Consider the following 25,436-nt stretch of genomic DNA (forward strand, 5'->3'; position numbering starts at 1 on the left):
TGCAATCGCGTGTCATCATCACGTGCGCCGTGACCGGCAACCAGACCACGCCGGAGATGACGCCTCATCTGCCGATCACACCCGAAGAGATTGCCGAGGCCTGCCTGGGCGCGGCCGAGGCGGGCGCGGCCAGCGTGCATATCCACGTGCGCGATCCGAAGACCGGCCGGCCGTCGATGGAGATCGACTATTATCGCGACGTTATCGATCGCATCCGCGCCAGGAACAAACCGCTCATCATCAACCTCACCACCGGGCCGGGCGGCCGGTTCGTGCCGGACGCGGATGATCCGAAAGTCGCCGGCCCCGGCACCACGTTGACGCGGCCCGAAAACAGGGTCGCACATATTGCGCAGCTGAAGCCGGACATCGCGACCCTCGATCTCAACACCATGAATTCCGGCAAGCAGGTGGTCATCAATACGCCGGACAACGTTCGTCGCATGGCTGCGGTGATCAACGATGCGGGCGTGAAGCCCGAGATCGAACTGTTCGATTCCGGCGACATCGCCCTGTGCAGCGACCTCGTCCGTGACGGCACGCTGAAAGGCCCGGTCCTGTGCTCGATCGTCATGGGCGTGAAATACGGTTTCCAGCCATCGCCGGAAACGGTGCTGTATGCGCGCGGCCTGCTGCCGCCCGGCGCCGTATGGACCGCGTTCGGCACCGGTCGTATGTCTTTTCCGATGGTGGCGCAATCCTGTCTGGCAGGCGGCCATGTCCGCGTCGGACTGGAAGATGCGGTCTATCTCGCGAGGGACATGCTTGCCCCGTCCAATGCCGCGATGGTGGAGAAGGCGCGCGGCATTGTCGAATCGCTTGGCGGGCAGATCGCGACCGCGCGACAGGCCCGTGAAATTCTATCGCTGCCAGTGTAACGGAAAGAATGGTCTGACGAGGTCAAAAACAATCGCAGCGTAAATGCTGCATCAAAATCGGAGGAAACATGCGTCTGCTCTCTTTTGCCCTCTTGGGCCTTGCACTTGCTTTTTCACCCTGTCATGAGGCGGTGGCGGAAGGATGGCCGGATCGCCCGGTCACCATGATCGTGCCGTTCCCTCCGGGTTCTGCCGTCGACTTCCTCGCGCGGGCCACCGCCAGCCATCTGGCTGAAAGTTACGGCAAGCCGTTCGTCGTCGAGAACCGCACGGGCGCGGGCGGCAATATCGGCGGCGCCGCGGTGGCCAAGGCGCCAGCCGATGGCTACACGCTGTTGTTCGGGACGCCGTCGCCGATAGCGATCAACAAGTTGATGTACAAGGGGCTGAGCTATGATTCGGCGAAGGATTTCATGCCGGTCGTGCTCGTTGCCAGATCGCCGCTCATGATCTCGACGAGGCTCGGTTTTCCGGCGAAGACCTTCGAGGAGCTGATCGCTTATGCCAAGAAAAATCCGGGCAAGGTCAATGTCGGCAATCCGGGCAATGGCACGCTCGGGCATATCACGGCGGAGCTGATCCAGCAGTTTACCGGCGTGACGATGACGATGGTGCCCTATCGCGGTACGGTACCGCTGATGACCGACCTTCTTGGCGGGCAGGTGGATGTCGCCATGGATTTCATGCCGACCTATGTGCCGCAGGTGATTGAGCGCAAGATCAACGCACTTGCAGTGACGACCAGCCAGCGCAGCAAGCAGCTGCCTGACGTGCCGACGGTACAGGAAGCAGGCTTCAAGGGTTTCGAGGCCTCGGCGTGGTATGCGATGGTTGCGCCGACCGGCACGCCCCCCGACATCATCGGCAAGCTGAACAAGGGCGTGAACGACTTCCTGAAAAGCGACATGACCAAGAGCCTTCTCGAGCAGAATACCCTGGAAGGCGTCGGTGGATCGCCGGAAGACCTCAAGGCCTTCATCGCAAGCGAACTTGCCAAGTGGAAGCCGGTGATCGAGGCGGCAAAGATTTCGATGTAGCTGGGCGGGGCCGCCAGTGCGCGGCCCCGAAGCCGTTAGCTGAACTGTAAGAGTGGTGTGAATGGCCAGTATTGAAATTCCTGTGCTGCCGGTTCCGAAGGTTGCACTTGTCACCGGCAGCAGCAGCGGTATCGGCAAGGCGACCGCCGCCCGCCTCGCCGCCATGGGATCGGCAGTTGTGGTCGGCTACAACAGCCGGCAGGCCCTGGCGGAAGAAGTCGTTGCCGGCCTGCAGGGCAGCGGACATATGGCCCTGCGTATCGCAATCGAAGATTCCGCCTCCATCGCCGAAGCGGCGAAGGCTGTGGGAGACCGCTATGGGCGACTCGATGCACTGGTCAATTGCGGGGGCGCGACCACGCCAGTGCCCGTCAATGATCTGGACCGGCTGACGGACGATATCTTCGACCGCGCCGTTGCGATCAATCTGCGCGGACCCTTTGCCATGATCCGCGCCTTCCGTTCCCTTCTGGAATGTGGCGACCAGGCGGCGATTGTGAACATTTCCTCCATTGCTGCCCGTACGGGGCTGGGCAGCAGCCTGGCCTATCTGTCGGCAAAGGCAGGCGTCGACGCGCTCACCATCGCGCTCGCGAAAGTGCTTGCGCCGCGAATCCGCGTCTTCTCCGTCTCACCCGCCGGCGTGGATACGGAATTCGTTCCCGGCCGCAGCCGCGAGCAACTGCTGAAGGTGGCGGAAAAGCTGCCGCTGGCCCATGTCACTATGCCGGACGATGTCGCAAGGGCGGTGATCGCCTGTCTCGTTAATCTGACCAGCTCGACGGGCATTGTGGTGCCCGTGGATGAGGGCAGACATCTTTAAGGATGAGCAGGGAATGATCGAGAAGCTGAAATTCTATATCGACGGCGGCTGGGTGAATCCGTCCGTGCCGTCAACCTTGGGCATAACGAACCCTGCGACGGAGGAGACCTTCGCGCGAATCAGCCTGGGTTCCCGGCAGGATGTTGATCTGGCAGTAAAGGCGGCACGCCTTGCTTTCGCGACATATTCCGGGGTCAGTGTCGAGGATCGCCTGGCCTGGCTTCGGAAGATCATCGAAGGGTTTAAGGCACGCCTGCCGGAACTGGCGCGAACGATGACCCTGGAAATGGGCGCACCCATCACGTTTGCGACCGAGCGCCAGGCGACTGTCGCGCTCTTTCATTTCGAGGAAGCGGCACGCGTGCTGGCGCAATACCGGTTCGAGGAGCCGATGGGGAACGGGGTCATCCGCCGCGAACCGATCGGCGTCTGCGGCCTGATCACGCCATGGAACTGGCCGCTGAACCAGGTGGCCTCCAAAGTCGCGCCGGCACTGGCTACCGGCTGCACGGTCGTTCTGAAGCCCAGCGAGATCGCGCCACTCAGCGCGATGCTGCTGGCGGAGATCATTCACGATGCCGGCCTCCCGGCGGGCGTCTTCAATCTTGTGAACGGCGACGGCCCCACGGTCGGCGAAGCCATCGCTGCCCATCCGGAAATCGACATGGTGTCCATCACCGGCTCGACAGCGGCCGGTGTAAGAGTGGCCAAACTGGCAGCCGACACGGTCAAGCGCGTCGCGCAGGAACTGGGCGGCAAGTCCGCCAACATCATTCTTCCCGATGCCGACCTGAAGGCTGCCGTGATCGCGGGCGTCCATGCCTGTTACACGAATGGCGGGCAGAACTGCCAGTCGCCCACCCGCATGCTGATCCCGCGGACGCAGCGGGATGCGGCCTTCGCGGCGGCGCGCCAGGCGGTTGACACCATTCGCCTGGGAGATCCACTCGATCCGGCCTCCACCATGGGGCCGCTGGTGAGCCAGGCGCAGTTCGACAAGGTCCAGGCTCTGATCCAGTCGGGCCTCGATGAGGGTGCGACCCTGGTAGCAGGCGGAACCGGGCGGCCGGCCGACCTCAACCGCGGATATTATGTCCGCCCGACCGTCTTCGGCGATGTGACGCCGCAGATGCGGATCGCCCGCGAGGAGATCTTCGGCCCCGTGCTGGCGATCCTGGGCTATGACACCGAGGATGAAGCCGTCGAGATCGCCAACGACACGCCGTTCGGTCTGGCGGGTTTCGTGCAGTCGAAGAACCGCGACCATGCCCGCGCCGTCGCCAACCGCATCCGGGCCGGGCGCGTCTACCTCAACGGCGCGCCTTTCGACCGCAGCCTGCCCTTCGGCGGCTACAAGCAGTCTGGCAACGGGCGTGAATTCGGAGTTTTCGGATTCGAGGAGTATCTCGAAGTGAAGGCCATTCTCGGCTAGCGGCTGACACGGCCGCTAGTGCCTCCCGGCCTGTAACGCCGGCGTTTCACTGAAACGCCGGCGTCTTTTTACGTTCCGGCATCAGTTACCGGCAAACTTGTCCAGGCCCTTGCGCTGCAGCCATTTGGAGAGTTGGTCGGCCACGGCTTCGTTGTTGAGGTCGGCGAAGGGGATATGCGAGTTGCCGCGCAGGCCCGCATCCGGCAGTTTCAGTACCTCGCAGTCGCCACCATGCTTGTTCACGATGCCGCAGAAGGTTTTCGCCACCTCGGCCGAATTTTTCCAGATCGGGCGGGTGTCGGTATAATCGCCGAACACCATCTGGATCGGGAATTTCGTCAGCTTCATGAACTCGGCCAGTGGCACGGAGTGGGGACCGTAGGGTGCTTTCGGCTGCGGTTCGGGGCCCTCGCCAATCGGGAAAACGAACCCCGGGGTCTCATAAGCGACAATCCCCTTCATGTTGCTGCTGTTCGCCTTGAGCGCCGACAGCAGCGCGCGCCAGCCGCCGGCGGAATTGGTGAGGGCGATGACGGGGCCGATCCGGTCGATGGCCTGGCCGCCGGCCTCGGCCTGCAGCAGGGCATTGTCCAGTGTGTCGTATTCGTCGTAACGGGCGCGGGTCGCCTGGTTCCAGGCTTCCTTGTCGGCGGTCGGGAATTGCAGGCCCGGATGCCAGTTAGGATAGGTGATGCCGAAGCGCCAGGCGGCGAAGTTACGCTGGTCGAAATAATCCGGCGTATAGGTGATCGGCTCGCAGCTCCAGTTCGCGCGGCCGACGCGCGGGCCATCCCACAGATACACGGGATAGCCTTTGCGCAGGAACATGCTCTTGAAGCCTTCCCCGCCATCCCAGCGGTTCTCCCACACCTTGGTGCTGGAGCTGTGCCACATGACCAGGCCGACCTGCCGGCGCTTCTGCGGGATAAAGTATTCGACGTATCCGTGGTCGCAGGAGAGCGTCTCGTTGGGATTTTTCGGGTTGGCAATCATTCTGCCCCCCACCTCATACGCGCCTGTCGAGTCCAGGACGATCGGCGGTTTCGCCGCAGTCGAATTCCCTTGCGCGCAGGCAGCAAGGCTGAGTCCGGTCAGCAGCGCTGCTGCGACATGGAGTTTTAACTGTTTCGAGTCTTTAGAACGGTTTTTGTTTTTCCCGCACGTCATGATGTGCCTCCCTCCGGCTTTTCTTGTGCCGGCGACCCTACAGATGAAGGATGAGGAGCGGGACAGGAAGTTCCGGTCATTCCGCAATCCGGAATGTACTTGCCTTGGCATGGCCAGCGTTTCACAATACGAAACAAGCAACGTGTTTGAGGAAACGCCATGTCCCCGGCCGCCGATCAGGTGCAATCGGTTACGCGCGCGCTCGATCTCCTGCAGGCGCTGAACCGTCAGAAGGTCGCCTCGATCAAGCAGCTGCACGATACGACCGGCCTGCCCAAGCCGACCATCGTGCGCCTGCTCAGAACGCTGACCGTGCGGGGCTATGTCGTTAACGATCCCCGGCAGGGCGGCTATTCCGTGACCTCGCAGGTGCGCGCGCTGAGCTGCGGCTTCCACGGCGATCCGCTGGTGGTTGAGGCGGGACGGGCCTGGGCGATCGATCTTACCCGCCGGTTCAAGTGGCCGGCGGCGATTGCGGTGCTTGACGAAGACGCGATGACTGTACGTTTCAGCACCATCCCCGACAGCCCCATCTCGCCGTTCCACGGCACGGTGGGTCTGCGGCTCAGCCTGGTGTCGCGCAGCCTGGGGCGGGCCTATCTCGCGTTTTGCCCCGCCGCAGAACGCAACATCCTGCTGCAGATGCTGTCGGCGTCGAAAGATCCCGAAGATGCATCGGCCCGCCGGCCCACTGCGCTGCTGCGCAGCCTGCAACCCATTCGCAGCCAGGGCTTCGCCGAGCGCGATCCGACCGTCGAGCCAAAATCCTCCTCCACGCTGGCGGTTCCGGTGATGGATGGCGACCGCGTGCTGGCAACCCTGGGGCTGACCTATTTCACCTCGGCCATGAAGCGCGCCCAGGCGGTGGAGCTCTATGTGCCGCATCTGCGCGAGGCGGCGGAGAACATCACGCGCAGCATCAGTCGCCTGGGGAGCTGATACCCGGCAAAGGTCGTTCCGTAATACGGAATGCCACAGAAATCTTCGCCACGCAGCGGCGCACCTTCCGTATGATCCGGTCCAATCGACCGGCTCATGACGAGGGAGGCATGCCGTGTACAACCCCAGCGATCCGCGGGCGGGCCTGACGACCAAGCCGGCAGGCGCGCCGGCCGCGCCCATCACCGCTTATGGCGGCTGCGACTACGTACGCTTCTACCAGGAGACCCCGGAAGATGGTCCGGAGGGCAAGACCTGGTATGCGCGCGGTCAGAATTTCCTGATCGCCATCACCGATCCGGCGGAAGGCGCCGTGCTGATGCGCGCGGCGCAGCCGGATGAATATGCGATCATCCTGGACGACCCGAAGATCGAGGTGGAGATCACCACCGGTCAGGGTTCGCAGGTGGTGAAGGGCAATTCCCTGGCCTTCATCCCGCCTGGCAAATCGAGTGTGAAGGTGCTGAAGCCCGGTCGCATCGTGCGCATGTTCACCACGCAGTCGACCGACCTCGTGGCGAAGTGCATCAACAATGCCTCCTACAGGGAGCCGAAGCCGGCGGTGGCTCCGGTCAAGCCCTGGCCGGTGCCGAAAGACGGGTTGAAGCTTCGCGTCTATTCGCTCGACGTGCCGCCGGAGAAGGGGCGCTTCGGGCGCATTTGGCGCTGCACGACCCTGATGATCAACTACATCGATCCGCGCCAGGGTCCGCGCGACCCAACCACGCTCTCGCCGCATCATCACGACGATTTCGAGCAGGGTTCCCTCGCGCTGGAAGGCGAATTCGTTCACCACATTCGCTGGCCCTGGACGCCGAACAGGCATATCTGGCGCGACGACCAGCATGAGCTGTGCGGCAGTCCGTCCATCGCCGTCATCCCGCCGCCGTCGGTGCACACCACCGAAGCCGTCGGCAAGGGCCTGAACCAGCTCGTCGACCTGTTCTGCCCGCCGCGCATGGATTTCTCGCTGAAGCCCGGCTGGGTGCTGAATGCCGACGATTATCCGATGCCGGAATAGAGAGAGTCTGAACAGAGAATGAGTGAGCTTTAAGCATGGCGGAGACGCGTTCTTTCCGGCAGCGGCTGCTGGCCGGCGACAAGCTGGTTGGCACATTCCTCAAGACACCGACCAGTCACGCCACCGAGATTGTCGCGGGTCTCGGTTTCGATTTCGTGGTCATCGATCAGGAACATGCGCCGTTCGACCGCACCACGACCGACATCGCGCTGATGGCGGCGCGTGGCAGTAACATTCCGGCACTGGTGCGTGTGTCCGGCCCGGATACGATCCTGTCCGTGCTCGATTGTGGTGCAACCGGCATTCTGGTTCCGCATGTGGCGAGCGCCGATTATGCGCGCGAGGTGGCAGCTTTGTGCCGCTATCGCAATGGCCGCCGCGGCTATGCCACCAGCACCCGCGCCGGCGGTTATACGGCCGTCCCGATGTGGCAGCATATCCGCGCCTCGGACGATACGGTCACCGTCATCGCACAGATCGAGGACCCCGAGGCGCTTGACCGGATCGACACGATCGCTGCGGTCGAGGGAATCGACTCGCTTTTCATCGGGCGTGGCGACCTGACGGCAGCCTTCGGCGATGAGACGCCCAATCCGCCGGCCATACGGGCGGCGGTGGAGACGATAACGGCGGCGGCGCGCAAGGCGAACAAGCCGGTCAGCGTTTATGTCGGCGGCCGTCCCGAGGCGGAGTGGCTGCAGAGCCAAGGAGCGACAACCTTCATCTTGAATTCGGATCAGGGCTTTTTGCGTCAGGCGGCCACCAGGGGCCTCGCCGAGATGCGCGAAGTGCTCGGCTGACTTCCATGCTGGAGATTCGTCCTGCCGATCTGTCGGGCGACGCCGCCTATAAGCTGCTCTGCGGCGTCGTCGTGCCGCGGCCGATCGCCTGGGTCAGCACCAGGTCTGCGTCCGGTGTTTCGAACCTGGCGCCGTTCAGCTGTTTCACCTTCGTCTCACACCGCCCGCCGATGCTGGGCGTGAGTATTGGCCGAAGACCGAACGGCCTCAAGGATACGGCGCGCAACATCCATGAGACGCAGGAATTCGTAGTCCATATCGGCGACGAGACCCTGCTCGATCCGCTGCATCGCAGCGGTGCGGAGTTTCCGCCCGAGATCAGCGAAGCCGATCTGCTCGGGCTCGAGCTGGTGCCCAGCAAACTGGTGGCCCCGCTGCGCGTGGCGAAGGCGCCGATCGCCATGGAATGCCGGCTGCACAAGGTCGTCGATTTCGGCAGCAACCAGTTCTTCGCCGGCGAGATCCAGCTGTTCCATATCCGTGAGGGTCTCGCGGTGGACAACAAGATCGACACCGGCCGTCTGCGGCCCATCGCACGCCTGGGCGGTCCGAACTATGCGACGCTTGGCGAGATCATCGGCATGACGCCGCAGGCCGAGCAATCCAGCCCGCAAAAAAGCGCCGTCAGCTGGGGCTAGGGCGCGTTAACACCAACACCAGGAGACACAGCGATGAGCGGCGATCCCATTCTTACCTTTTCGAAAACCGTCGAGGAGTATTCTGACGCGCCTGAATCGGTGATCGCGGACATCCTGCGCGGCGCCGTCGACCTGCATTGTCACAGCGGTCCGTCGGTGATGCCGCGCTCTCTCAATCACCTGCAGGCGATTCTTGAGGCCCAGGATGCCGGCATGCACGCGATCCTGTTCAAGGATCACTACTACTCCGTGACGCCGGTGGCGAAGTATATCGAGGAGACCATGCCCGATCTCAGGCTCAGCCTGCTGACCGGCGTGGCGCTCAACAACACGGTCGGCGGACTCAATCCTTACGCGGTGGACCATATGCTCAAGCTCGGCGGGCATATCGTGTGGATGCCCACCTTCAGCGCGGCAAACCATCTGCGCCACGGCCACCGGCACGTCATCCTGCCGACCAAGGAAAGGATGCTGCAACCCACCGGCCTGTCGGTCGTCACCGACCGGGGCGATCTTAAGGAGGAGGTCAAGCCGATCCTGGATATAATCGCCGAGTCCGACTGCGTGCTTTCGGCGGGCCACCTGCATATCAGCGAGATCTGGCCGCTGTTCGACGAGGCCAAGAAGCGCGGCGTGAAGCGCCTGCTCGTCAACCACCCGACCTTCGTGGTCGATGCCAATCTGCGCGACATCAAAGAACTCGCCGATATGGGGGCTTATATCGAGCACTCGTTCTGCATGTTCATCAATGAGACCTACAACAAGAAATTCACCGGCGAACAGCTCAAGCAGCTGATCGACGCCGCCGGGGTCGAGCGCACGATCCTGGGCTCGGATCTCGGCCAGGCCAAGAATCCGCATCCGGTTGCCGGCTTCCGGGCGGTCATCCGGCTCTGCCTGGGGCTCGGCTACGGCGAGGCAGACATCCGCAAGATGATCGGCCTGAATGCCTGCCGGCTGATGGGTCTTCCGGAGCCGCAGCTCGCTGTATCGGCCGCCGCCGCCCGCTGAGCCACTTTATCCCCCTGCGCTCCACGCATCCGTTGCGTCGGATGCAGCGGACCTGTCCGGGGTGGAGCCGCGCCCTTGGCCAGACCCGGCTGCGGACAGGATCGCTCGTTTCCGGCACAAGTGATCCGATCTCTTTGCCGACAGTCAATTCGGCCCAATAGCCGCGGCCGGAAGATCAGTACCCGCCGCTTTTCGCAGATCTTGTGCAAAGCAACATCCGCAATGCCTGGCTCGGTCCCCTTGACGGGGTTTGGTAAACCCCGCAGCGCCATGTGTAGTTTCACGGCTGTTTACTCGTGTCGTGAAGTACCAAGTAGCGGCATTCAGCATCCTTGCTTGCCGGTGGTGCTGTCCCGGCTATATGCTGACATCTAATATATCAGGGAGGAGTGCCATAATGGCAGGTGTATTCTGCCGCGACGTCCGGAAGGCGTTCGGCGCGACGCATGTATTGCACGGCATTTCGGTCGATATTCCAGACGGTGAATTTGTCGTGCTCGTCGGGCCTTCCGGTTGCGGCAAATCCACCCTCCTCAGGATGATCGCCGGCCTTGAGAACATCACCGGCGGCGAGATCAGCATTGGCGACCATGTGGTCAATCATGTCCCCCCAAAAGAGCGGGACGTTGCCATGGTATTCCAGAATTACGCGCTCTATCCGCACATGACCGTAGAAGCCAACATGGCATTCTCGATGATGCTGCGTGGCGCCGAGAAAAGCGAAATCGACCAGCGCGTACAGGAGGCGGCAGGCATCCTGGGGCTGAAGCCTTTGCTCGGGCGCTTTCCGCGCCAGCTTTCGGGCGGCCAGCGCCAGCGCGTTGCCATGGGCCGCGCCATCGTGCGCGATCCGCAGGTTTTCCTGTTCGACGAACCGCTTTCCAACCTGGATGCGAAGCTGCGTGTTGCCATGCGCACGGAAATCAAGGAACTGCATCAGCGGCTTAAGACAACCACTGTCTACGTGACGCATGATCAGGTCGAGGCTATGACGATGGCCGACAAGATCGTGGTGATGCATGACGGCCGGGTCGAGCAGATCGGCGCGCCGCTCGATCTGTATGACCGGCCCGACAACATGTTCGTGGCGGGCTTTATCGGCTCTCCGGCCATGAATTTCGTGCACGGCAAGATCAATGGCGGCAGTTTCGAGGGGCAGGGCGGCCTGCATCTTCCGCTGTCATCGGCACCGAACGGGTCTGCCGGACAGCCAGCGGTCTACGGCATCCGGCCTGAACATTTCGCGCTCGCCGACGATGGCGTGGAGGCGGAAGTGCGGGTTGTCGAGCCGACCGGATCGGAAATCATGGTCGCCGCCAGGCTCGGCGAGGAGCATGTCATCGCAGTATTTCACGAGCGCCACAAATTCAGGCCGGGCGACAAGATCCGGCTTAAACCCAACCCAGGGCTTGTTCATCTGTTTGACGCGTCGACTGGAAAAAGGCTGAACGCCTGATAATCAACGGAGGAAACGACCGATGAACGATTTCACACGCCGTACATTTGTTAAAGGCAGTACCGCACTTGCAGGTGTCGGTATGCTTGGTGGCAGCGCCCTGTTCGATTGGGCCAAAGCCTGGGCACAGACTGCGCCCTGGAAGCCGGAGAAAGGCGCCAAGATTAACCTGATGCGCTGGCGCCGCTTCGTTGAAGCCGAAGATGTCGCCTTCATGAAAATGGTCAGCGCCTTCAAGGCGGCAACGGGCGTCGAAGTGAATGTGGTCAACGAATCGTTTGACGACATCCAGCCGAAAGCCTCCGTGGTGGCCAATACTGGCCAGGGCCTCGATATGGTCTGGGGCCTGTATTCGCTGCCGCATCTCTTCCCGCAGAAATGTCTGGATCAAACCGACGTGGCCGACTATCTCGGCAAGAAATACGGCGGCTGGGCCCCGGCGGCAGAGCTCTACGGCAAGTCTGGCGGTAAGTGGATCGGCATTCCGGTCGCCACCACCGGCGGCCTGATGAACTACCGCATCTCCTCGATGCAGAAGGCCGGCTTCAAGGAATTCCCCAAGGACACGGCCAGCTTCCTTGAACTGGTGAAAGCGCTCAAGAAGAACAACACGCCGGCCGGTTTCGCACTGGGACACGCCTCGGGCGATGCCAATACCTGGCTGCACTGGGCGCTGTGGTCGCATGGCGGCCAGCTGGTCGACAAGGATGACAAGGTCATCATCAACTCGCCGGAAACCGCCAAGGCGCTCGAATTCGTCAAGGCGCTGTACGAGAACTTTATCCCCGGCACCGCGTCGTGGAATGACTCGTCAAACAACAAGATTTTCGTGTCCGGCGATCTCCACCTCACCTCGAACGGCATCTCGGTCTATGTGGCAGCCCAGAAGGACAACAAGGCCGTCGCCGACGACATGGATCATGCCTATATGCCGATCGGCCCGGTCGGCAAGCCGACCGAACTGCATCTGGCCTTCCCGATCCTGACCTTCAACTTCACCAAGGCGCCGCAGGCTTGCAAGGCATTCACGGCGTTCATGCTGGAGGCGGAAAACTTCAACCCGTGGGTCGAGGCAGCGCAGGGGTATCTGTCGCACTTCCTCAACGCCTATGACAAGAATCCGATCTGGACCTCGGATCCCAAGCGCACGCCGTATCGCGATGTATCGAAGCGGACGCTGACGCCCGGTGGCCTTGGTTCGCTGGGCGAGAAAGCGGCAGCTGCGGTTGCCGATTTCATCGTCGTCGACATGTTCGCCAATTACGCAACAGGCCGCGAAGACGTGAAGGGCGCCATTGCCGTCGCCGAACGGCAGGCCAAGCGTATTTACCGCTGACGGGAATGGGTCACGGGCGGCTGTCCGCCCGTGACCCCCTGCCAGCCCAAAATTATATTGAACCGGGCGTATTGAACGGGAACAGCATGGTTGATGTGACCACTAAACCGATGACCAAAACCGGCGGGCGGCGCACACCGCAGCAGAGTCAGCTCAGCGCATGGAGCCAGCTCAAGTCGAACCGGACCTGGCTCGGCTACTGGTTCATGCTGCCTGCCCTGGCGATCCTGTTTCTTTTCCTCGCCTATCCACTGGGTCTCGGCGTGTGGCTCTCGTTTACGGATACGCGCATTGGCCGTAGCGGCGTTTTCATCGGGATCGAGAATTACGAGTGGCTGCAGGGTGATTCGATCTTCTGGCTCTCGGTCTTCAATACGCTGCTGTATACGATCGTCGCCAGTGCCATAAAGTTTGCCGCAGGCTTGTACCTGGCGCTGCTGCTCAACAAGCATATTCCCTTCAAGGCCATCATCCGCGCTGCGGTGCTGATACCATTCATTGTCCCGACGGTTCTCTCGGCGATTGCCTTCTGGTGGATCTACGACTCGCAATTCTCCATCCTGTCATGGTCTCTCAAAAAGCTGGGCCTGATCACGGTCAACATTGATTTTCTGGGCGATCCGTGGAATGCGCGCTGGTCAACCATCTTCGCCAATATCTGGCGCGGTATTCCCTTTGTTGCCATCACGTTGTTGGCCGGCCTGCAAACCGTATCGCCGTCGCTCTATGAAGCCGCGACGCTCGATGGCGCCACGCCCTGGCAGCGCTTCCGCCACATAACCTACCCGCTGCTGACGCCGATTATCGCTGTCGTGATGACATTCTCGGTGCTGTTCACCTTCACCGACTTCCAGTTGATCTGGGCGATGACCCGCGGCGGGCCGGTGAATGCCACTCACCTTATGGCCACGCTGTCGTATCAACGCGGGATCATCGCCGGGCAACTCGGCGAGGGTGCGGCGATCGCCACGGCCATGATTCCATTCCTGCTCGGCGCCATCATGATTTCGTGGTTCGGGCTGCAACGCCGGAAATGGCAGCAGGGAGCCGACAATGACTGAGGCCAAGACAATGGGTGCTGGCCGCGCGGGTGCGTCCGACGATCATTCCGAGGGTATGAGTTACCTGGAATCGGTGCCGCGGCGGCTGGTCACACTCTATCTGCCGCTGGCTCTGTTCCTCGTGATTCTGCTGTTTCCATTTTACTGGATGGCACTCACATCGATTAAGCCGAATGAGCAGTTGCTGGACATGGAGCGGGTCAGCCCGTTCTGGACCTGGGAGCCGACATTCCAACACATCAAGAAACTCCTGTTCGAGTCGAACTATCCGCGCTGGCTGTGGAACACGATGTATGTCGCGGCGGCGGCGACGGCATTGTCGCTGTTTGCCAGCGTGCTTGCCGCCTATGCCATCGTGCGCCTGCGCTTCCGGGGTGCACAGACCGTCGGCGGCCTGATCTTCCTTGCCTATCTTGTCCCGCCGTCCATCCTGTTCATCCCGCTCGCCACCGTCGTCTTCAATTACGGGCTGTTCGACAGTCCATTCGCCCTCATTCTGGTCTATCCGACCATCCTGATCCCGTTCTCCACCTGGCTTCTGATGGGGTACTTCAAGACCATTCCCTATGAGCTTGAGGAATGCGCGCTGATCGATGGTGCGTCGCGCTGGCAGATACTGACCAAGATAGTACTGCCGCTGTCCGTGCCGGGCCTGATCTCAGCCTTTATCTTCTGCTTCACGCTGTGTTGGAATGAGTTCATCTACGCGCTCACGTTCCTGCAGTCCGTCCAGAACAAGACGGTGCCCGTGGCCATCGTCAACGAATTCGTCGATGGCGATATCTATCGCTGGGGCTCGCTGATGGCGGGCGCGCTCGTGGGATCGCTGCCCCTCGTCGTACTTTATGCCTTCTTCGTGGAACACTATGTCTCGGCGATGACCGGCGCGGTGAAGGAATAGGAATCGTCAGCTCTCGGGTATCTTCAGGTCGCAGGAAATTGCGGGCTGCTGCAGGACCCGCCACCTCATTCAGCCGGTCAGTTTTCCATCAGGCGGGGCAGGATCGTCATCAGGCCGGGGAATGCCATGGCAATCAGCAGGCCTGCGCCCTGTAACAGGAAGAACGGCACGATGCCACGATAGACGACGCCCATATCCAGACTCCTGGGCAGCACGCCTTTCATATAGAACAGCGTGTAGCCAAAGGGCGGCGAGATATATCCCATCTGGATCGTGATGGCGTAGAGCACACCGAACCAGATTTCGTCGAAGCCGAGGAATTTCACCACCGGGATGAAGACCGGCACGGTGAGCAGGATGATGCCGATCTCGTCCAGTACGGTGCCGAGGAAGATCAGGATCAGCATCATCACCGCCAGGATCACGTAAGGTCCGACGTCGAGCGATTTGATCAGGCCGAGCAGCGAATCGGCGCCGCCCAGTCCGGTGAAGATGGCGACATAGGCTTTGGCGCCGATGGTGATCCACAGGATCATCGCCGTGGCCTTGCCGGTATCGGCTGCCGCCGAAACCAGCGCATCGATGCTCAGCTTCTTCTCCAGCGCCGTTGCAACCAGGGCGCCGAATACCCCGACGGCGGCGGCCTCGGTGGGTGTGGCGATGCCGAAGAAGATCGATCCCAGGATCAGCACGATCAGCAGGCCAGGCAGCACCAGCGCTTTCAGTGCGGTGAGGCGCTGGCGCAGGGGCACCGGCGCGTAATCCTCGCGCAGGGGCGCGGCGCCAGGCTTCAGCCAGGCCACCAGCAGGATATAGGTGATATACAGCAACGCCAGCACCAGGCCGGGCACAATGCCGGCGATCAGCATCTTGCCGATCGAGACCTGCGCGGTGACGGCATAGACGATGGTGAGTACCGAGGGTGGGATCAGGATGCCGAGCGTGCCGGCGGCGCAGATCGTGCCGGTGGCGAGCTCCGGGCTGTACTTGCGGCGCAGCATCTCGGGCAGGGCCAGCATGCCCATGGCGGTGACGGCGGCGCCGACCACGCCTGTCATCGCTGCCATGATCACGCAGATCACCACGGTGCCGACGGCAAGCCCGCCGCGCAGGCGGCCGAACCACAATTCCATGGCGCGGTAGAGCTTTTCGATCACGCCCGAGCGCGACAGCAACGCCGCCATCAGGATGTAAAGCGGTATCGCCAGCAGGGCTTCCGACTTCATGGTGTCGAAAATCTGCAGTACCAGAATGATGACGGCCTGCGGATTCCAGAACAGCACGGTGATCAGCAGTGACAGGCCGCCAAGCACGAAGGCGATCGGCAGTCCGGTCAGCATGAACAGCGTCAGGCCGCCGAACATCAGGATCAGAATGGCAGTCGAACTCACAGCGCGACCTCCTCGTGGCGATGGCCCATGGCACCGGGGTCGCGGAACAGCACGCGCAGGAATTCAGCCAGGCCCTGCAGCAGCATCAGGACCAGCGACAGCGGCACGGCCGCCTTGGTCCACCAGATCGGCGGGTTCCAGGCCGAGAAGGAGGTTTCGCCGTAATTCCAGGAATCGACCGCAGCCGGCACCGAGAACCACAGCAGGATCGCGCAGAAGGCGATGATGATCGGCAGGTTGACCAGTTCGACCATACGGTCGGCGCGCAGCTTCAGCCGCTGGCGCAGGATATCCATCGCCACATGGCCCTTGAGGTGCAGCACATAGGGGCCGGCGAGCAGGAAATATGGGCCGAACAGCAGGGTAGCCAGTTCCATGCCCCAGACCGTCGGCGCATTGAAGACATAGCGTGCCACCACGTCGATCAGCATCACCGGCACGATCAGGTAGACCAGGGATATGGCAAGATAGAAGGCTGCGCGGTTGATCGCGGTAACGGCACCGGTGAACCCGGCGATGACTGACGGCATGGGCTTCCCCGGTATTCTGGAAAGAAAACGGCGGATGCTGGGGCATCCGCCGTACGATGAGTGCGTTAGGCCAATACGCCGAGACGCTTCATGAAGGCAACCTGGCTTTCGAGAATTTTCTTGGCCAGCGGGTTGTCCTTGGTCGCTGCCTGCCAAGCCGCGACGGCCTTCGGACGGTTGGCAAGGATATCGGCCGGATCGAAGCTGTGGATGGTGCAACCCTTCGCTTTGTACTTTTCGAGTGCGAGCGCATCCTGCACCAGGATGTGCTGGCGCAGGCTGGAGGAGATTTCCCGCGCCGCCACGGCCAGGGCCGCCTTGAACTCGGCCGGCAGCTTTTCATAGGCGCCGCGATTGGCGACATAGCTGGTGGCCGTGGTCGGCTGATGCACGCCGGGCACCACCACATGCTTGGCCACTTCGGCGATACCGGCTTCGAAATTCGCCGTCAGGTCGCCGCGGTCGGCGATGTCGATCACGCCCTTGTCGAGTGCGGAATAGACCTCGCCGGTCGGCAGCGGCGAAACGCTGACGCCGAAGGCACCCATCACCGCCGAGGCCAGGCCGACGAAGCGGCCCTTCTTGCCGGCCAGATCGGCGATCTTGGTGATCGGCATCTTGGCGTGGATCGGCTCCTGGCCGTAGACCGTCGGAGCAATGTAGGTCAGCCCGGCCGGTGCATAGGCCTCGCGGGCCATCTCCAGGCCGCCGACCTCATAGAACCAGGCTTCGTACTGATCCGACTCGGGGAAGCCGAAGGGAATCGTGCTGGTGAAGGCAAAGGCCGGAATCTTGCCAGCCTCGTAACCGTCGAAAGTTTTCATCATCTCGAAGGCGCCGCCGCGCACGGCATCGAAGGCCTGCGCCGCTGGCACGATCTGGCCGCCGGCGAACAGTTCGAGGGTGAATTTGCCGCCGGTCAGTTCGGCGACGCGCTTGACGAAACGCTCTTCGAACTTCTGCGGCGTGGTGCCCGGATCCCACAGCGACTGCATGCGCCATTTCACAGCGCCGCTCTGGGCCAGCGCCGGTGTTGCAGCCGCAAAGGTAGCGGCTCCCAGCAGGGCGCCGCCCGAGCCGAGCAGCTTGCGTCGATTGATCGTCATTCCTGTTTCCTCCGGTTGGTTTGTTTTCTTGGATTACTGAACGCGGTGATTTCAAGCCTTGCGCAGGCGGGTGATGATTTCGGCCGCACGGTCGGTACGCACGTCATGGCTCGCCGCCAGTTCAGCGGCGACCTTGTCGATTTCCTCCCCTACTGCGCCGGCAACGATCGCGATATTTCTGGCATGCAGCGCCATATGGCCGCGTTGGATGCCTTCGGTGGCGAGCGCACGTAGTGCCGCCATGTTTTGCGCCAGGCCGACGGTGACGGTGACCTCAGCCAACTCCTGCGCCGTGGTCACGCCGAGGATGCGCAACGCCAGCTGGGCCAGCGGATGCGTCTTGGTGGCGCCGCCGACCAGGCCGAGTGCCATCGGCATCTCCAGCGTGCCGACCAGGCGACCGTCGTTGCTGAGTTCCCAGGTGGTCAGCGAAGTGTAATGGCCGCTGCGTGCGGCCCAGGCATGGGCGCCGGCCTCGATGGCGCGCCAGTCGTTGCCGGTGGCGACCACCACGGGATCGATGCCGTTCATGATGCCCTTGTTATGGGTCGCGGCGCGGTAAGGATCGACGGCGGCGAAGGTATAGGCGTCCAGAATGCCGTCGATGATGCGACGGCCGGAGAAATCCTTGGTCGCCAGCGCCTCCTCGGTGAGGCTGACGCGGGCGCGCGCCAGGCGGCGGTCGGCGAGATTGGACAGGATTCGCAGGCGCACCTGGCCGCCGGTAACACGCTCGACGATCGGCGCTACCGTCTCGGCCATGGTGTTCACCGTGTTGGCGCCCATGGCATCGCGCACATCGACCAGCAGATGCAGCACCACGATGGGGCCGCGCGGGGTCTGCGGAAAAACATGCACCTCGATGTCACGGCAGCCGCCGCCCAGACTAATCAGCACCTTGTCACGTGCATTGGCGGCGGCAATGATTTCGTCGCGGACGGCCAGAATCTGCAGCCGCGCGCCGTGCGGATCGGACAGGCCGATCACCTGCACCTGGGCGCGCATGATCGGCATGGTGCTGGAGGTTTCGAAGCCGCCGCAGCTGCGTGCGATCCGTGCCATATAGGCGGCGGCGGCAACGATGGAGGGTTCTTCCACCGCCATCGGAATCAGGTAGTCGCGGCCGTTGATCTGGAAATTGGTGGCGATGGCAAACGGCAGTTCGAAGGTGCCTATCACATTCTCGATCATGCCATTGGCGCGTTCGACCGGCAGGGCACCGGGCGCCGCCAGCAGGGCGCGGTCGGCGTCGCTCAGACCGGCGGCCTGCACCAGCGCCTCCAGGCGCTGCACCGGCGTCATGTTGCGGTAGTTTTCGATACGCGAATTCACATTTCGCCCTGCCTCAGTGGCAGAGACCGCCTTGCTCATGTGCTTCCTCCATATGGCCGCCGCCTTGCCGGCGCGGTCCTGATCGCTGCCCAAAATCAGGCGGCATGCGGGTTTAAACAAGGGACAATTCTCGGTATTGTCCGAGTAACTGTACTGATTGATTATCTGGTACAGTTTAAGAGGAAGCAGCATCATGCGGATCGCCAGGGCCGAGCAGATCGCCCGTAACATCGCGCAGCAGGTAGAACAGGGCCATCTGACGCCGGGCATGCGGCTCGGTTCGGTGCGCCAGGCGGCGGGCGAATTCGGCGTGTCGAAAAACACCATGGTCGAGGCTTACGACCGGCTGGTGGCGCAGGGCTATCTCGAACCCAAGCGCGGCTCGGGCTTCTATGTCGCGCGGCCACGGCCGAAGGCATCCGCCAGCATTCGTCCTGCCCATGTCAGCGAGGCCATCGACCTGGTCTCTCTGCTGCGCGAGCAACTCAACCAGCATTACGCCGTGCGCGTCGGCGACGGCCGGCCGCCGGCCGCATGGATGGAGGCATCCGAACTCGGCCGTCACCTGCGCCTGAGCACGCGCGGCGGCGAACGGATCGAACACGGCTATGGTGCACCGCAGGGCTATGGTCCGCTGCGCGAGATGATCGCCGGCCGGCTGATCGAACGCTCGATCCATGTGAATGCCGAACAGATTTTGCTCACCTTCGGTGCCAACCACGCGCTCGACCTGATCGTGCGGCATTTCATCGAGCCGGGCGACGCCGTGCTGGTCGACAGCCCGGGTTATTATCCGCTGTTCGGCAAGCTGCGGCTGGCGCGCGCCAATGTGATCGGCGTGCGCCGCACCGCCGAAGGCCCCGATCCGGAAGACTTGGAAGCCAAGGCGGCGCAGTACCGGCCGCGGCTGTTCTTCACGCAGACGCTGGCGCATAACCCGACCGGCACTTCGATGACGCCGGCGGCGATCCACCGCCTGCTGCAGCAGGCCGACCGGCTCGGCATGATCCTGGTGGAAGACGATCCCTTCGCCGATCTGCTGCCGCCGATCACACCGCGTCTGGCCACGCTGGACCAGCTCGACCGCGTGATCTATGTCGGCACATTTTCAAAAACGCTGTCGGCCAGCCTGCGCACCGGCTATATCGCCGCTTCGGCGGCGCTGATCCGCTCACTCACCGATGTGAAGATGCTGACCGTGGTGAACAGTTCGGGCTATGTCGAGCGACTGATCCACGATCTAATGGCCGACGGGCATTACCGCCATCACCTGAGCCGCCTGCGCGACCGGGTGGCGCGCGCCTCAAGCCGGGCGATGGCCGATCTCGCCGCCATCGGGCTGGGTGGTTTCAGCGCACCGGCCGGCGGCTATTACCTGTGGTGCCCGTTGCCACCGGGCTGCGACGATGTGAAGCTGGCGCGGCTGGCGGCCGAACGCGGCATCTTCCTGGCACCCAGCTCGATCTTCACGCTGGATCGCGCGGTCCATACGCCGGCGCTGCGTGTCAATGTAGCTTATGCGCAGGATGATGCGTTCCTGCGTTTCATGGCCGAGCAGTGCGGCGACCGATAAGGCCCCGACCTTTCTTGTCTGCTGGCTCGCGGTCATTCCGGCAGCCATGCAGAAACAGCTCGACGGCATGGTCGATCATGTCGTCGAGCGCGACTGCGGTCTTTGTTGCCGGCCGTGCAGCCAGCAGCAGGCCGAGCTGGTTCTGCGCCAGCACCATGCCGAGAAACTGCTGGGCCGCCAGTTCCGGATTCGCGATGCGCAGCGCTGATTGCACCCGGAGATATTCAGCCAGCGTATCGACAATGGCCTTGGGGCCATTGCGGAAGATCAGCTTGCCCAGCTGCGGATGGCGCACCGCTTCGGCAACAACGAGCCGATGCAGCGCCAGCGACCGCGGGGCCAGCGCCAGATCGAGATAGGCCCGCGCCACCTGTCGCAGGGCCTGGGCCGGCGGCAATCCCGCCAGGGTCAGGCGTTGAATCGTCCCGGTCAGCCGGCCGGCGAGTTCAGCTATGATCGCGCTGAACAACGCCTGTTTGCTGGAAAAATGCGCGTAAACGGTGATTTTCGATACTTCGGCGCGCTCGGCGATTGCGTCCATGCTGGCGGCGTGAAAGCCGCGTTCCAGGAACACATCCATGGCCACGGCCAGGATGTCGGCATGCTTGCGGGCATCGGCGGGGCGGCCGCGCCGGCGCACGGGCTGGCGAGAGGTTCGTGGCGGCGCCGCCCCGGAATTGGTACGCTTGGTTCGGACTGTCATGCGGTAACATTTGCCTTATATTTTCTACACTCTACAGTACAGATATACGGCGTGCATCTGGATACGGGGCAAGGTCCAGCGAAAGCCCGGTCTGTGAGATGGGCGGCGCCGTGTTTTCCGAATTGGCAGGCGGGTGATGAAGAAGAGCTTCGGTATCAGTATTCTTGTACTGGCGGCGGCGGGCGGCGTCATCTGGGTTTATGGCCCGCAGATCAGGTCGCAGCTGGCTCCCAACGCGGCCGGCACGACGACCGCTGCACCGCGCCAGGGCAGCGAGCAGGCGCCCATTCCCGTCGACATCCGTCCGGTCATCATCGGGGCGGTGCGTCAGCAGATCGAAGCGATCGGCAGTCTGCGCTCCGACGAATCCGTCGTTCTGCGGCCGGAAATCACCGGCCGGATCAGCGAGATTCTGTTCGAGGAAGGCCAGCCGGTGAAGCGCGGTACGCCGCTGCTGCGTCTGGATGCTGCGATCGCCCGCGCCCAGGTCAATCAGGCCCGTGCCAGCATCATCCTGAGCCGCGCCAATTTCAGCCGCGCCAGGGAATTGCATGAGCGCGGCGCCGGCACCCAGCGCACGCTCGACGAAGCGCTGGCCAAGCTGTCGAATGACGAGGCCGTGCTGGCGCTGGCCCAGGCCACGCTCGACAAAAGCAGTATCCAGGCGCCATTCGACGGCATCATCGGCCTGCGTCAAGTTAGTGTCGGCGATTACGTCAATCCGGGTCAGGCCATTGCCAATATCGAAAGCGTCGAGCAGCTCAAGGTCGATTTCCGTATCCCAGAAGTCCATGCACAGGTCATCGCTGTCGGACAGGCGATCCGCGTGCGCCTTGATGCCATCCCCGGCGCCATCTTCGAGGGCAGCGTCTATGCCATCGATCCGGCCATCGACCCGAACGGGCGCGCCGCCATCCTGCGTGCCCGCTTGCCCAACACCGACAAGAAGCTGCGGCCCGGCATGTTCGCCCGCGTCACCCTGATCGTGGAGGAACGGCCGAATGCGGTTCTGATTCCTGAAACCGCGCTGATGCCGATGGGACGCGACGTGTTTGCCTTCCGTGTCATCCAGGGCAAGGCTGTGCAGACCAGGTTGCATATCGGCCTGCGCCGCGGCGGCGAAGTGGAAGTGCTGGAAGGCCTCACGCCCGGCGACCAAATTGTCGCCGAAGGTGCACAGAAACTGCGCGACGGGCAGTTCGTCCGCGAATCGAAGCTGGCCGGGTCGTAGACCATGAAGATTTCCGATCTGTGCATCCGCCGCCCGGTTTTCGCCACCGTCCTCAGCCTGGTCGTGGTCCTGATCGGTCTGGTCGCCTTCACCCGCCTGACCGTGCGCGAATATCCGAATATCGATCCGCCGGTGGTGCTGGTCGAAACGATTTACCGCGGTGCCAGCGCAGAAGTGATCGAAAGCCAGGTCACCCGTGTTCTGGAAGAGTCGATTGCCGGCATCGAGGGAATCGACTTCGTCCGCTCGATCACCCGGCCGGAACGCAGTCTGGTCGTAGTGCGGTTCAAGCTGTCGCGCGACGCCGAAGCGACCGCTAATGACGTGCGCGACCGCGTCAGCCGGGTACGAGGCAAGCTTCCCGATGAAATCGACGAACCGATCGTCTCGAAGGTTGAGGCCGATGCCCAGCCGGTGCTCTACATCGCCTTCTCCTCGGACCGGCATTCCGCGCTCGAGCTGACCGATTTCGCCGATCGCTATGTGAAAGATCGGCTGCAGTCGATTGCCGGTGTAGCCGAGGCCCGTATTTTCGGCGAGCGGCGCTATGCCATGCGCATCTGGCTCGATGCCGGCCGCCTGGCGGCTTACAACCTGACGTCACAGGATGTCGAAGGCGCGCTGCGCCGGCAGAATGTGGAAGTGCCGGCCGGCCGTATCGAAAGCCGCAATATGGAATTCACCGTGTTGTCGGAAACCGACCTGCGCACGGCGGGACAGTTTGGCGCCATCATCATCCGTGAAGTGAGTGGTTATCCGGTGCGGCTCAGTGATGTCGGCCATGTCGAGGTCGGTCCGCTGGACGAGCGCGTCAGCGTGCGTTTCAACGGCAAGCCCGCCGTCTCACTCGGCATCGTCAAGCAGGCAGTGGCCAATCCGCTCGATATCTCCGAGGGTGTACGCGACGCCCTGCCTGCCATCCTGGACAGTCTGCCGGAAGGGATGCGCGCCGAAATCGCCTACGACACCTCGGTCTTCATCCGTGCCTCGATCGATTCGGTCTATCGCACCATCGGTGAGGCGGTGCTGCTGGTGGTGGCCGTGGTGTTCCTGTTTCTGCGCAACTGGCGCGCCACGCTGATCCCGGTCGTTACCATCCCGGCCTCACTGATGGGCGCCTTCGCGATCATGTATGCGATGGGATTCACCATCAACACGCTGACGTTGCTTGCTATGGTTCTTGCCATCGGGCTGGTGGTCGACGACGCCATTGTGGTGCTGGAGAATATCTACCGCCATATCGAAGAGGGCATGGCGCCGCTGGAGGCAGCTTTCAAGGGCGCCAAGGAAATCGGCTTCGCGGTGATCGCCATGACGCTGACGCTCGCGGCCGTCTATGCGCCGATCGGCTTCATGAGCGGTACCACTGGCCGCCTGTTCACCGAATTCGCCTGGGCACTGGCCGGCGCAGTGCTGGTCTCGGGCTTTGTCGCGCTGACGCTCAGTCCGATGATGTGCGGCCGGCTGCTGCGGCATGAATCCAAGCATGGCCGGCTGTTCAATCTGGTGGAGGATGCGCTCAACGGCATGACCAGCGGCTACAGCCGCTTCCTGCGCGTCACGCTGAAGGCGCGTCTGCTGGTGATCCTGGCCGGCCTGGTCTTTGCCGGCAGCAGCTATTTCCTGTTTTCCGCTCTCAAGCCGGAACTGTCGCCGATCGAGGATCGTGGCACCATCATCGGCAGCTTCAACGGGCCTGAAGGCGCCACCATCAATTACATGGAGAAATACGCCCGCCAGGTCGAGAAAATCATGGAAGCGGTGCCCGAAGCGCAATCACGTTTCGTCGTCTCGGGCAATCCCATCGTGTCGCAGGGCGTGTCCTTCACCCGCTTGGCACATTGGGATGAGCGCGATCGCAAGCAGCAGAAAATTGTCACCGAACTGACGCCCAGGTTCAGCGAACTCGCCGGCGTGCAGGGCTTTGTGAACAATCCACCCTCATTGGGCCAGAATCTGCGCTCATCGCCGATCTGGATCGTGCTCCAAGGCAGTATGGATTACGACGAATTGAATCGTCTTGTCGGTCTCGTATTGGCCGAGGCATCGACCTATCCCGCCCTGGCCAATGTCGATACCCGCCTCAAGCTCAACAAACCCGAGATCAAGGTTTCGGTGAACCGCGAAAAGGCCTCTGATCTCGGTATCGATGTCGACACCATCGGCCGCACGCTGGAAACCATGCTGGGCGGTCGTCAGGTGACGCGCTTCAAGCAGAATGGCAAACAGTATGACGTCATCGTGCAGGTGGCCGATATCGAACGCACCAATCCGGAAGATCTGTCGAAAATCTATGTGCGCAGCCGCAGCGGCCAGATGGTGCAACTGTCCAACCTGGTCGAGGTGCGCGAATCGCTTACGGCACGCGAGCTGACCCGCATGAGCCAGCTGCGCGCCGCCGATATCACGGCCAATGTGGCGCCTGGCTATTCCGAGGGCGAGGCTCTGGCGCAGCTGGAGGAGGCTGCCCGTAAGGTGCTGCCGGCCAACGTGCAGATCGACTACAATGGCCAGTCGCGCGAATTCAAGCAGGCGGCTGGCGACATCTATTTCACCTTCATTCTGGCCCTGATGTTCATCTACCTGGTGCTGGCGGCGCAGTTCGAGAGTTTCATCGATCCGTTCATCATCATGCTGACGGTGCCATTGTCGATGACCGGTGCGTTGCTGGCGCTCAAGCTCGGCGGCGGTACCATGAACATCTACAGCCAGGTCGGATTGGTGACACTGGTCGGCCTGATCACCAAGAACGGCATCCTGATCGTGGAGTTCGCCAACCAGTTGCAGGAAGAGGGACGCAGCCGGCTGGATGCAGTGATCGAAGCAGCGTCGCTGCGTCTGCGCCCGATCCTGATGACGACGGCCGCCATGGTGCTGGGCGCGGTGCCGCTGGCCATGGCCATGGGCGCCGGCGCCGAAAGCCGCAACCAGATCGGCCTGGTCATCGTCGGCGGACTACTGCTCGGCACGCTGCTCACTCTGTTCGTGGTGCCGACAGCCTATACCCTGCTGGCGCGCGACCGCAGCAAGGCTAGAGCCGCCGCCCCCGCACTGCATCCGGCCGAATAGG

At 62.5% G+C, this 25,436-nt stretch carries 22 protein-coding genes; 16 read left to right on the forward strand and 6 right to left on the reverse strand.

What is annotated here, in order from left to right; all coding sequences use genetic code 11:
* The 4 genes from OJJ21_RS11330 to OJJ21_RS11345 all read left to right on the forward strand — a co-directional run.
* A partial coding sequence (locus tag OJJ21_RS11330; protein ID WP_297686248.1) for a 3-keto-5-aminohexanoate cleavage protein occupies positions 1 to 878 on the forward strand: 878 nt, incomplete at its 5' end.
* 68 nt (positions 879 to 946) lie between these two features.
* Entirely contained in the window at positions 947 to 1,915 is a 969-nt protein-coding gene (locus OJJ21_RS11335) for a tripartite tricarboxylate transporter substrate binding protein (RefSeq protein WP_297686249.1), read from the forward strand.
* Between the two features lie 61 nt (positions 1,916 to 1,976).
* A complete protein-coding gene (locus OJJ21_RS11340; RefSeq protein ID WP_297686250.1) occupies positions 1,977 to 2,738 on the forward strand; it encodes an SDR family oxidoreductase in 762 nt (253 codons plus the stop codon).
* A 13-nt stretch (positions 2,739 to 2,751) separates the two neighbouring features.
* Positions 2,752 to 4,170, forward strand: coding sequence for an aldehyde dehydrogenase family protein (locus OJJ21_RS11345; RefSeq protein WP_297686251.1), 1,419 nt, complete (start codon positions 2,752 to 2,754; stop codon positions 4,168 to 4,170).
* 81 nt (positions 4,171 to 4,251) lie between these two features.
* Here the strand turns inward: OJJ21_RS11345 and OJJ21_RS11350 are convergent, their stop codons facing one another.
* Entirely contained in the window at positions 4,252 to 5,163 is a 912-nt protein-coding gene (locus OJJ21_RS11350; RefSeq protein WP_297686252.1) for an alpha/beta fold hydrolase, read from the reverse strand.
* Between the two features lie 333 nt (positions 5,164 to 5,496).
* Between OJJ21_RS11350 and OJJ21_RS11355 the strand changes: the two genes are divergently transcribed.
* The 9 genes from OJJ21_RS11355 to OJJ21_RS11395 all read left to right on the forward strand — a co-directional run bounded on the left by OJJ21_RS11355 (position 5,497) and on the right by OJJ21_RS11395 (position 14,500).
* Positions 5,497 to 6,276: a DNA-binding transcriptional regulator gene (locus OJJ21_RS11355; RefSeq protein ID WP_297686253.1), complete on the forward strand. Its 780-nt coding sequence runs from the start codon at positions 5,497 to 5,499 to the stop codon at positions 6,274 to 6,276.
* Between the two features lie 115 nt (positions 6,277 to 6,391).
* Positions 6,392 to 7,297, forward strand: coding sequence for a hypothetical protein (locus OJJ21_RS11360; RefSeq protein ID WP_297686254.1), 906 nt, complete (start codon positions 6,392 to 6,394; stop codon positions 7,295 to 7,297).
* A 35-nt stretch (positions 7,298 to 7,332) separates the two neighbouring features.
* Positions 7,333 to 8,097 carry an aldolase/citrate lyase family protein gene (locus OJJ21_RS11365; RefSeq protein ID WP_297686255.1) on the forward strand — a complete coding sequence of 255 codons (765 nt, stop codon included), beginning with the start codon at positions 7,333 to 7,335 and terminating at the stop codon, positions 8,095 to 8,097.
* Between the two features lie 5 nt (positions 8,098 to 8,102).
* Complete coding sequence (locus tag OJJ21_RS11370; RefSeq protein WP_297686257.1) at positions 8,103 to 8,735, forward strand: flavin reductase family protein; 633 nt, start codon at positions 8,103 to 8,105, stop codon at positions 8,733 to 8,735.
* A gap of 33 nt (positions 8,736 to 8,768) precedes the next feature.
* A complete protein-coding gene (locus OJJ21_RS11375; RefSeq protein WP_297686259.1) occupies positions 8,769 to 9,746 on the forward strand; it encodes a DUF6282 family protein in 978 nt (325 codons plus the stop codon).
* Between the two features lie 397 nt (positions 9,747 to 10,143).
* The gene (ugpC, locus tag OJJ21_RS11380; RefSeq protein WP_297686326.1) at positions 10,144 to 11,202 is read left to right on the forward strand and encodes a sn-glycerol-3-phosphate ABC transporter ATP-binding protein UgpC; all 1,059 of its coding nucleotides are present in this window, start codon (positions 10,144 to 10,146) and stop codon (positions 11,200 to 11,202) included.
* A gap of 22 nt (positions 11,203 to 11,224) precedes the next feature.
* The gene (locus OJJ21_RS11385) at positions 11,225 to 12,538 is read left to right on the forward strand and encodes an ABC transporter substrate-binding protein (protein WP_297686261.1); all 1,314 of its coding nucleotides are present in this window, start codon (positions 11,225 to 11,227) and stop codon (positions 12,536 to 12,538) included.
* A 5-nt stretch (positions 12,539 to 12,543) separates the two neighbouring features.
* Positions 12,544 to 13,599 carry a sugar ABC transporter permease gene (locus tag OJJ21_RS11390; protein WP_297686263.1) on the forward strand — a complete coding sequence of 352 codons (1,056 nt, stop codon included), beginning with the start codon at positions 12,544 to 12,546 and terminating at the stop codon, positions 13,597 to 13,599.
* Complete coding sequence (locus OJJ21_RS11395) at positions 13,592 to 14,500, forward strand: carbohydrate ABC transporter permease (RefSeq protein ID WP_297686265.1); 909 nt, start codon at positions 13,592 to 13,594, stop codon at positions 14,498 to 14,500. Before OJJ21_RS11390 ends, OJJ21_RS11395 begins: the two co-directional genes overlap by 8 nt.
* A gap of 77 nt (positions 14,501 to 14,577) precedes the next feature.
* On the opposite strand, the gene OJJ21_RS11400 is transcribed toward OJJ21_RS11395, so the two are convergent.
* The 4 genes from OJJ21_RS11400 to OJJ21_RS11415 all read right to left on the reverse strand — a co-directional run bounded on the left by OJJ21_RS11400 (position 14,578) and on the right by OJJ21_RS11415 (position 18,898).
* A complete protein-coding gene (locus OJJ21_RS11400; protein WP_297686267.1) occupies positions 14,578 to 15,891 on the reverse strand; it encodes a TRAP transporter large permease subunit in 1,314 nt (437 codons plus the stop codon).
* Positions 15,888 to 16,421, reverse strand: a complete 534-nt coding sequence (locus OJJ21_RS11405) for a TRAP transporter small permease subunit (RefSeq protein WP_297686269.1) — start codon at positions 16,419 to 16,421, stop codon at positions 15,888 to 15,890. Before OJJ21_RS11405 ends, OJJ21_RS11400 begins: the two co-directional genes overlap by 4 nt.
* Positions 16,422 to 16,486: 65 nt before the next feature.
* Positions 16,487 to 17,527, reverse strand: a complete 1,041-nt coding sequence (gene dctP, locus OJJ21_RS11410; protein ID WP_297686271.1) for a TRAP transporter substrate-binding protein DctP — start codon at positions 17,525 to 17,527, stop codon at positions 16,487 to 16,489.
* 51 nt (positions 17,528 to 17,578) lie between these two features.
* Entirely contained in the window at positions 17,579 to 18,898 is a 1,320-nt protein-coding gene (locus OJJ21_RS11415) for a hydroxymethylglutaryl-CoA reductase, degradative (RefSeq protein ID WP_297686273.1), read from the reverse strand.
* A 154-nt stretch (positions 18,899 to 19,052) separates the two neighbouring features.
* Here OJJ21_RS11415 and OJJ21_RS11420 point away from each other — a divergent pair, with 154 nt between their 5' ends.
* Positions 19,053 to 20,432, forward strand: a complete 1,380-nt coding sequence (locus OJJ21_RS11420; RefSeq protein WP_297686274.1) for a PLP-dependent aminotransferase family protein — start codon at positions 19,053 to 19,055, stop codon at positions 20,430 to 20,432.
* On the opposite strand, the gene OJJ21_RS11425 is transcribed toward OJJ21_RS11420, so the two are convergent.
* Positions 20,404 to 21,135 carry a TetR/AcrR family transcriptional regulator gene (locus tag OJJ21_RS11425; RefSeq protein ID WP_297686276.1) on the reverse strand — a complete coding sequence of 244 codons (732 nt, stop codon included), beginning with the start codon at positions 21,133 to 21,135 and terminating at the stop codon, positions 20,404 to 20,406. The genes OJJ21_RS11420 and OJJ21_RS11425 overlap by 29 nt on opposite strands.
* Before the next feature lie 136 nt (positions 21,136 to 21,271).
* Between OJJ21_RS11425 and OJJ21_RS11430 the strand changes: the two genes are divergently transcribed.
* Positions 21,272 to 22,366 (forward strand): efflux RND transporter periplasmic adaptor subunit, encoded by a 1,095-nt coding sequence (locus OJJ21_RS11430; RefSeq protein ID WP_297686278.1) that lies wholly within the window; start codon positions 21,272 to 21,274, stop codon positions 22,364 to 22,366.
* A 3-nt stretch (positions 22,367 to 22,369) separates the two neighbouring features.
* Positions 22,370 to 25,435: an efflux RND transporter permease subunit gene (locus OJJ21_RS11435; RefSeq protein WP_297686281.1), complete on the forward strand. Its 3,066-nt coding sequence runs from the start codon at positions 22,370 to 22,372 to the stop codon at positions 25,433 to 25,435.
* Position 25,436: the final 1 nt, after the last annotated feature.

Source organism: Ferrovibrio sp., from assembly GCF_025869515.1.
Classification (GTDB): domain Bacteria; phylum Pseudomonadota; class Alphaproteobacteria; order Ferrovibrionales; family Ferrovibrionaceae; genus Ferrovibrio.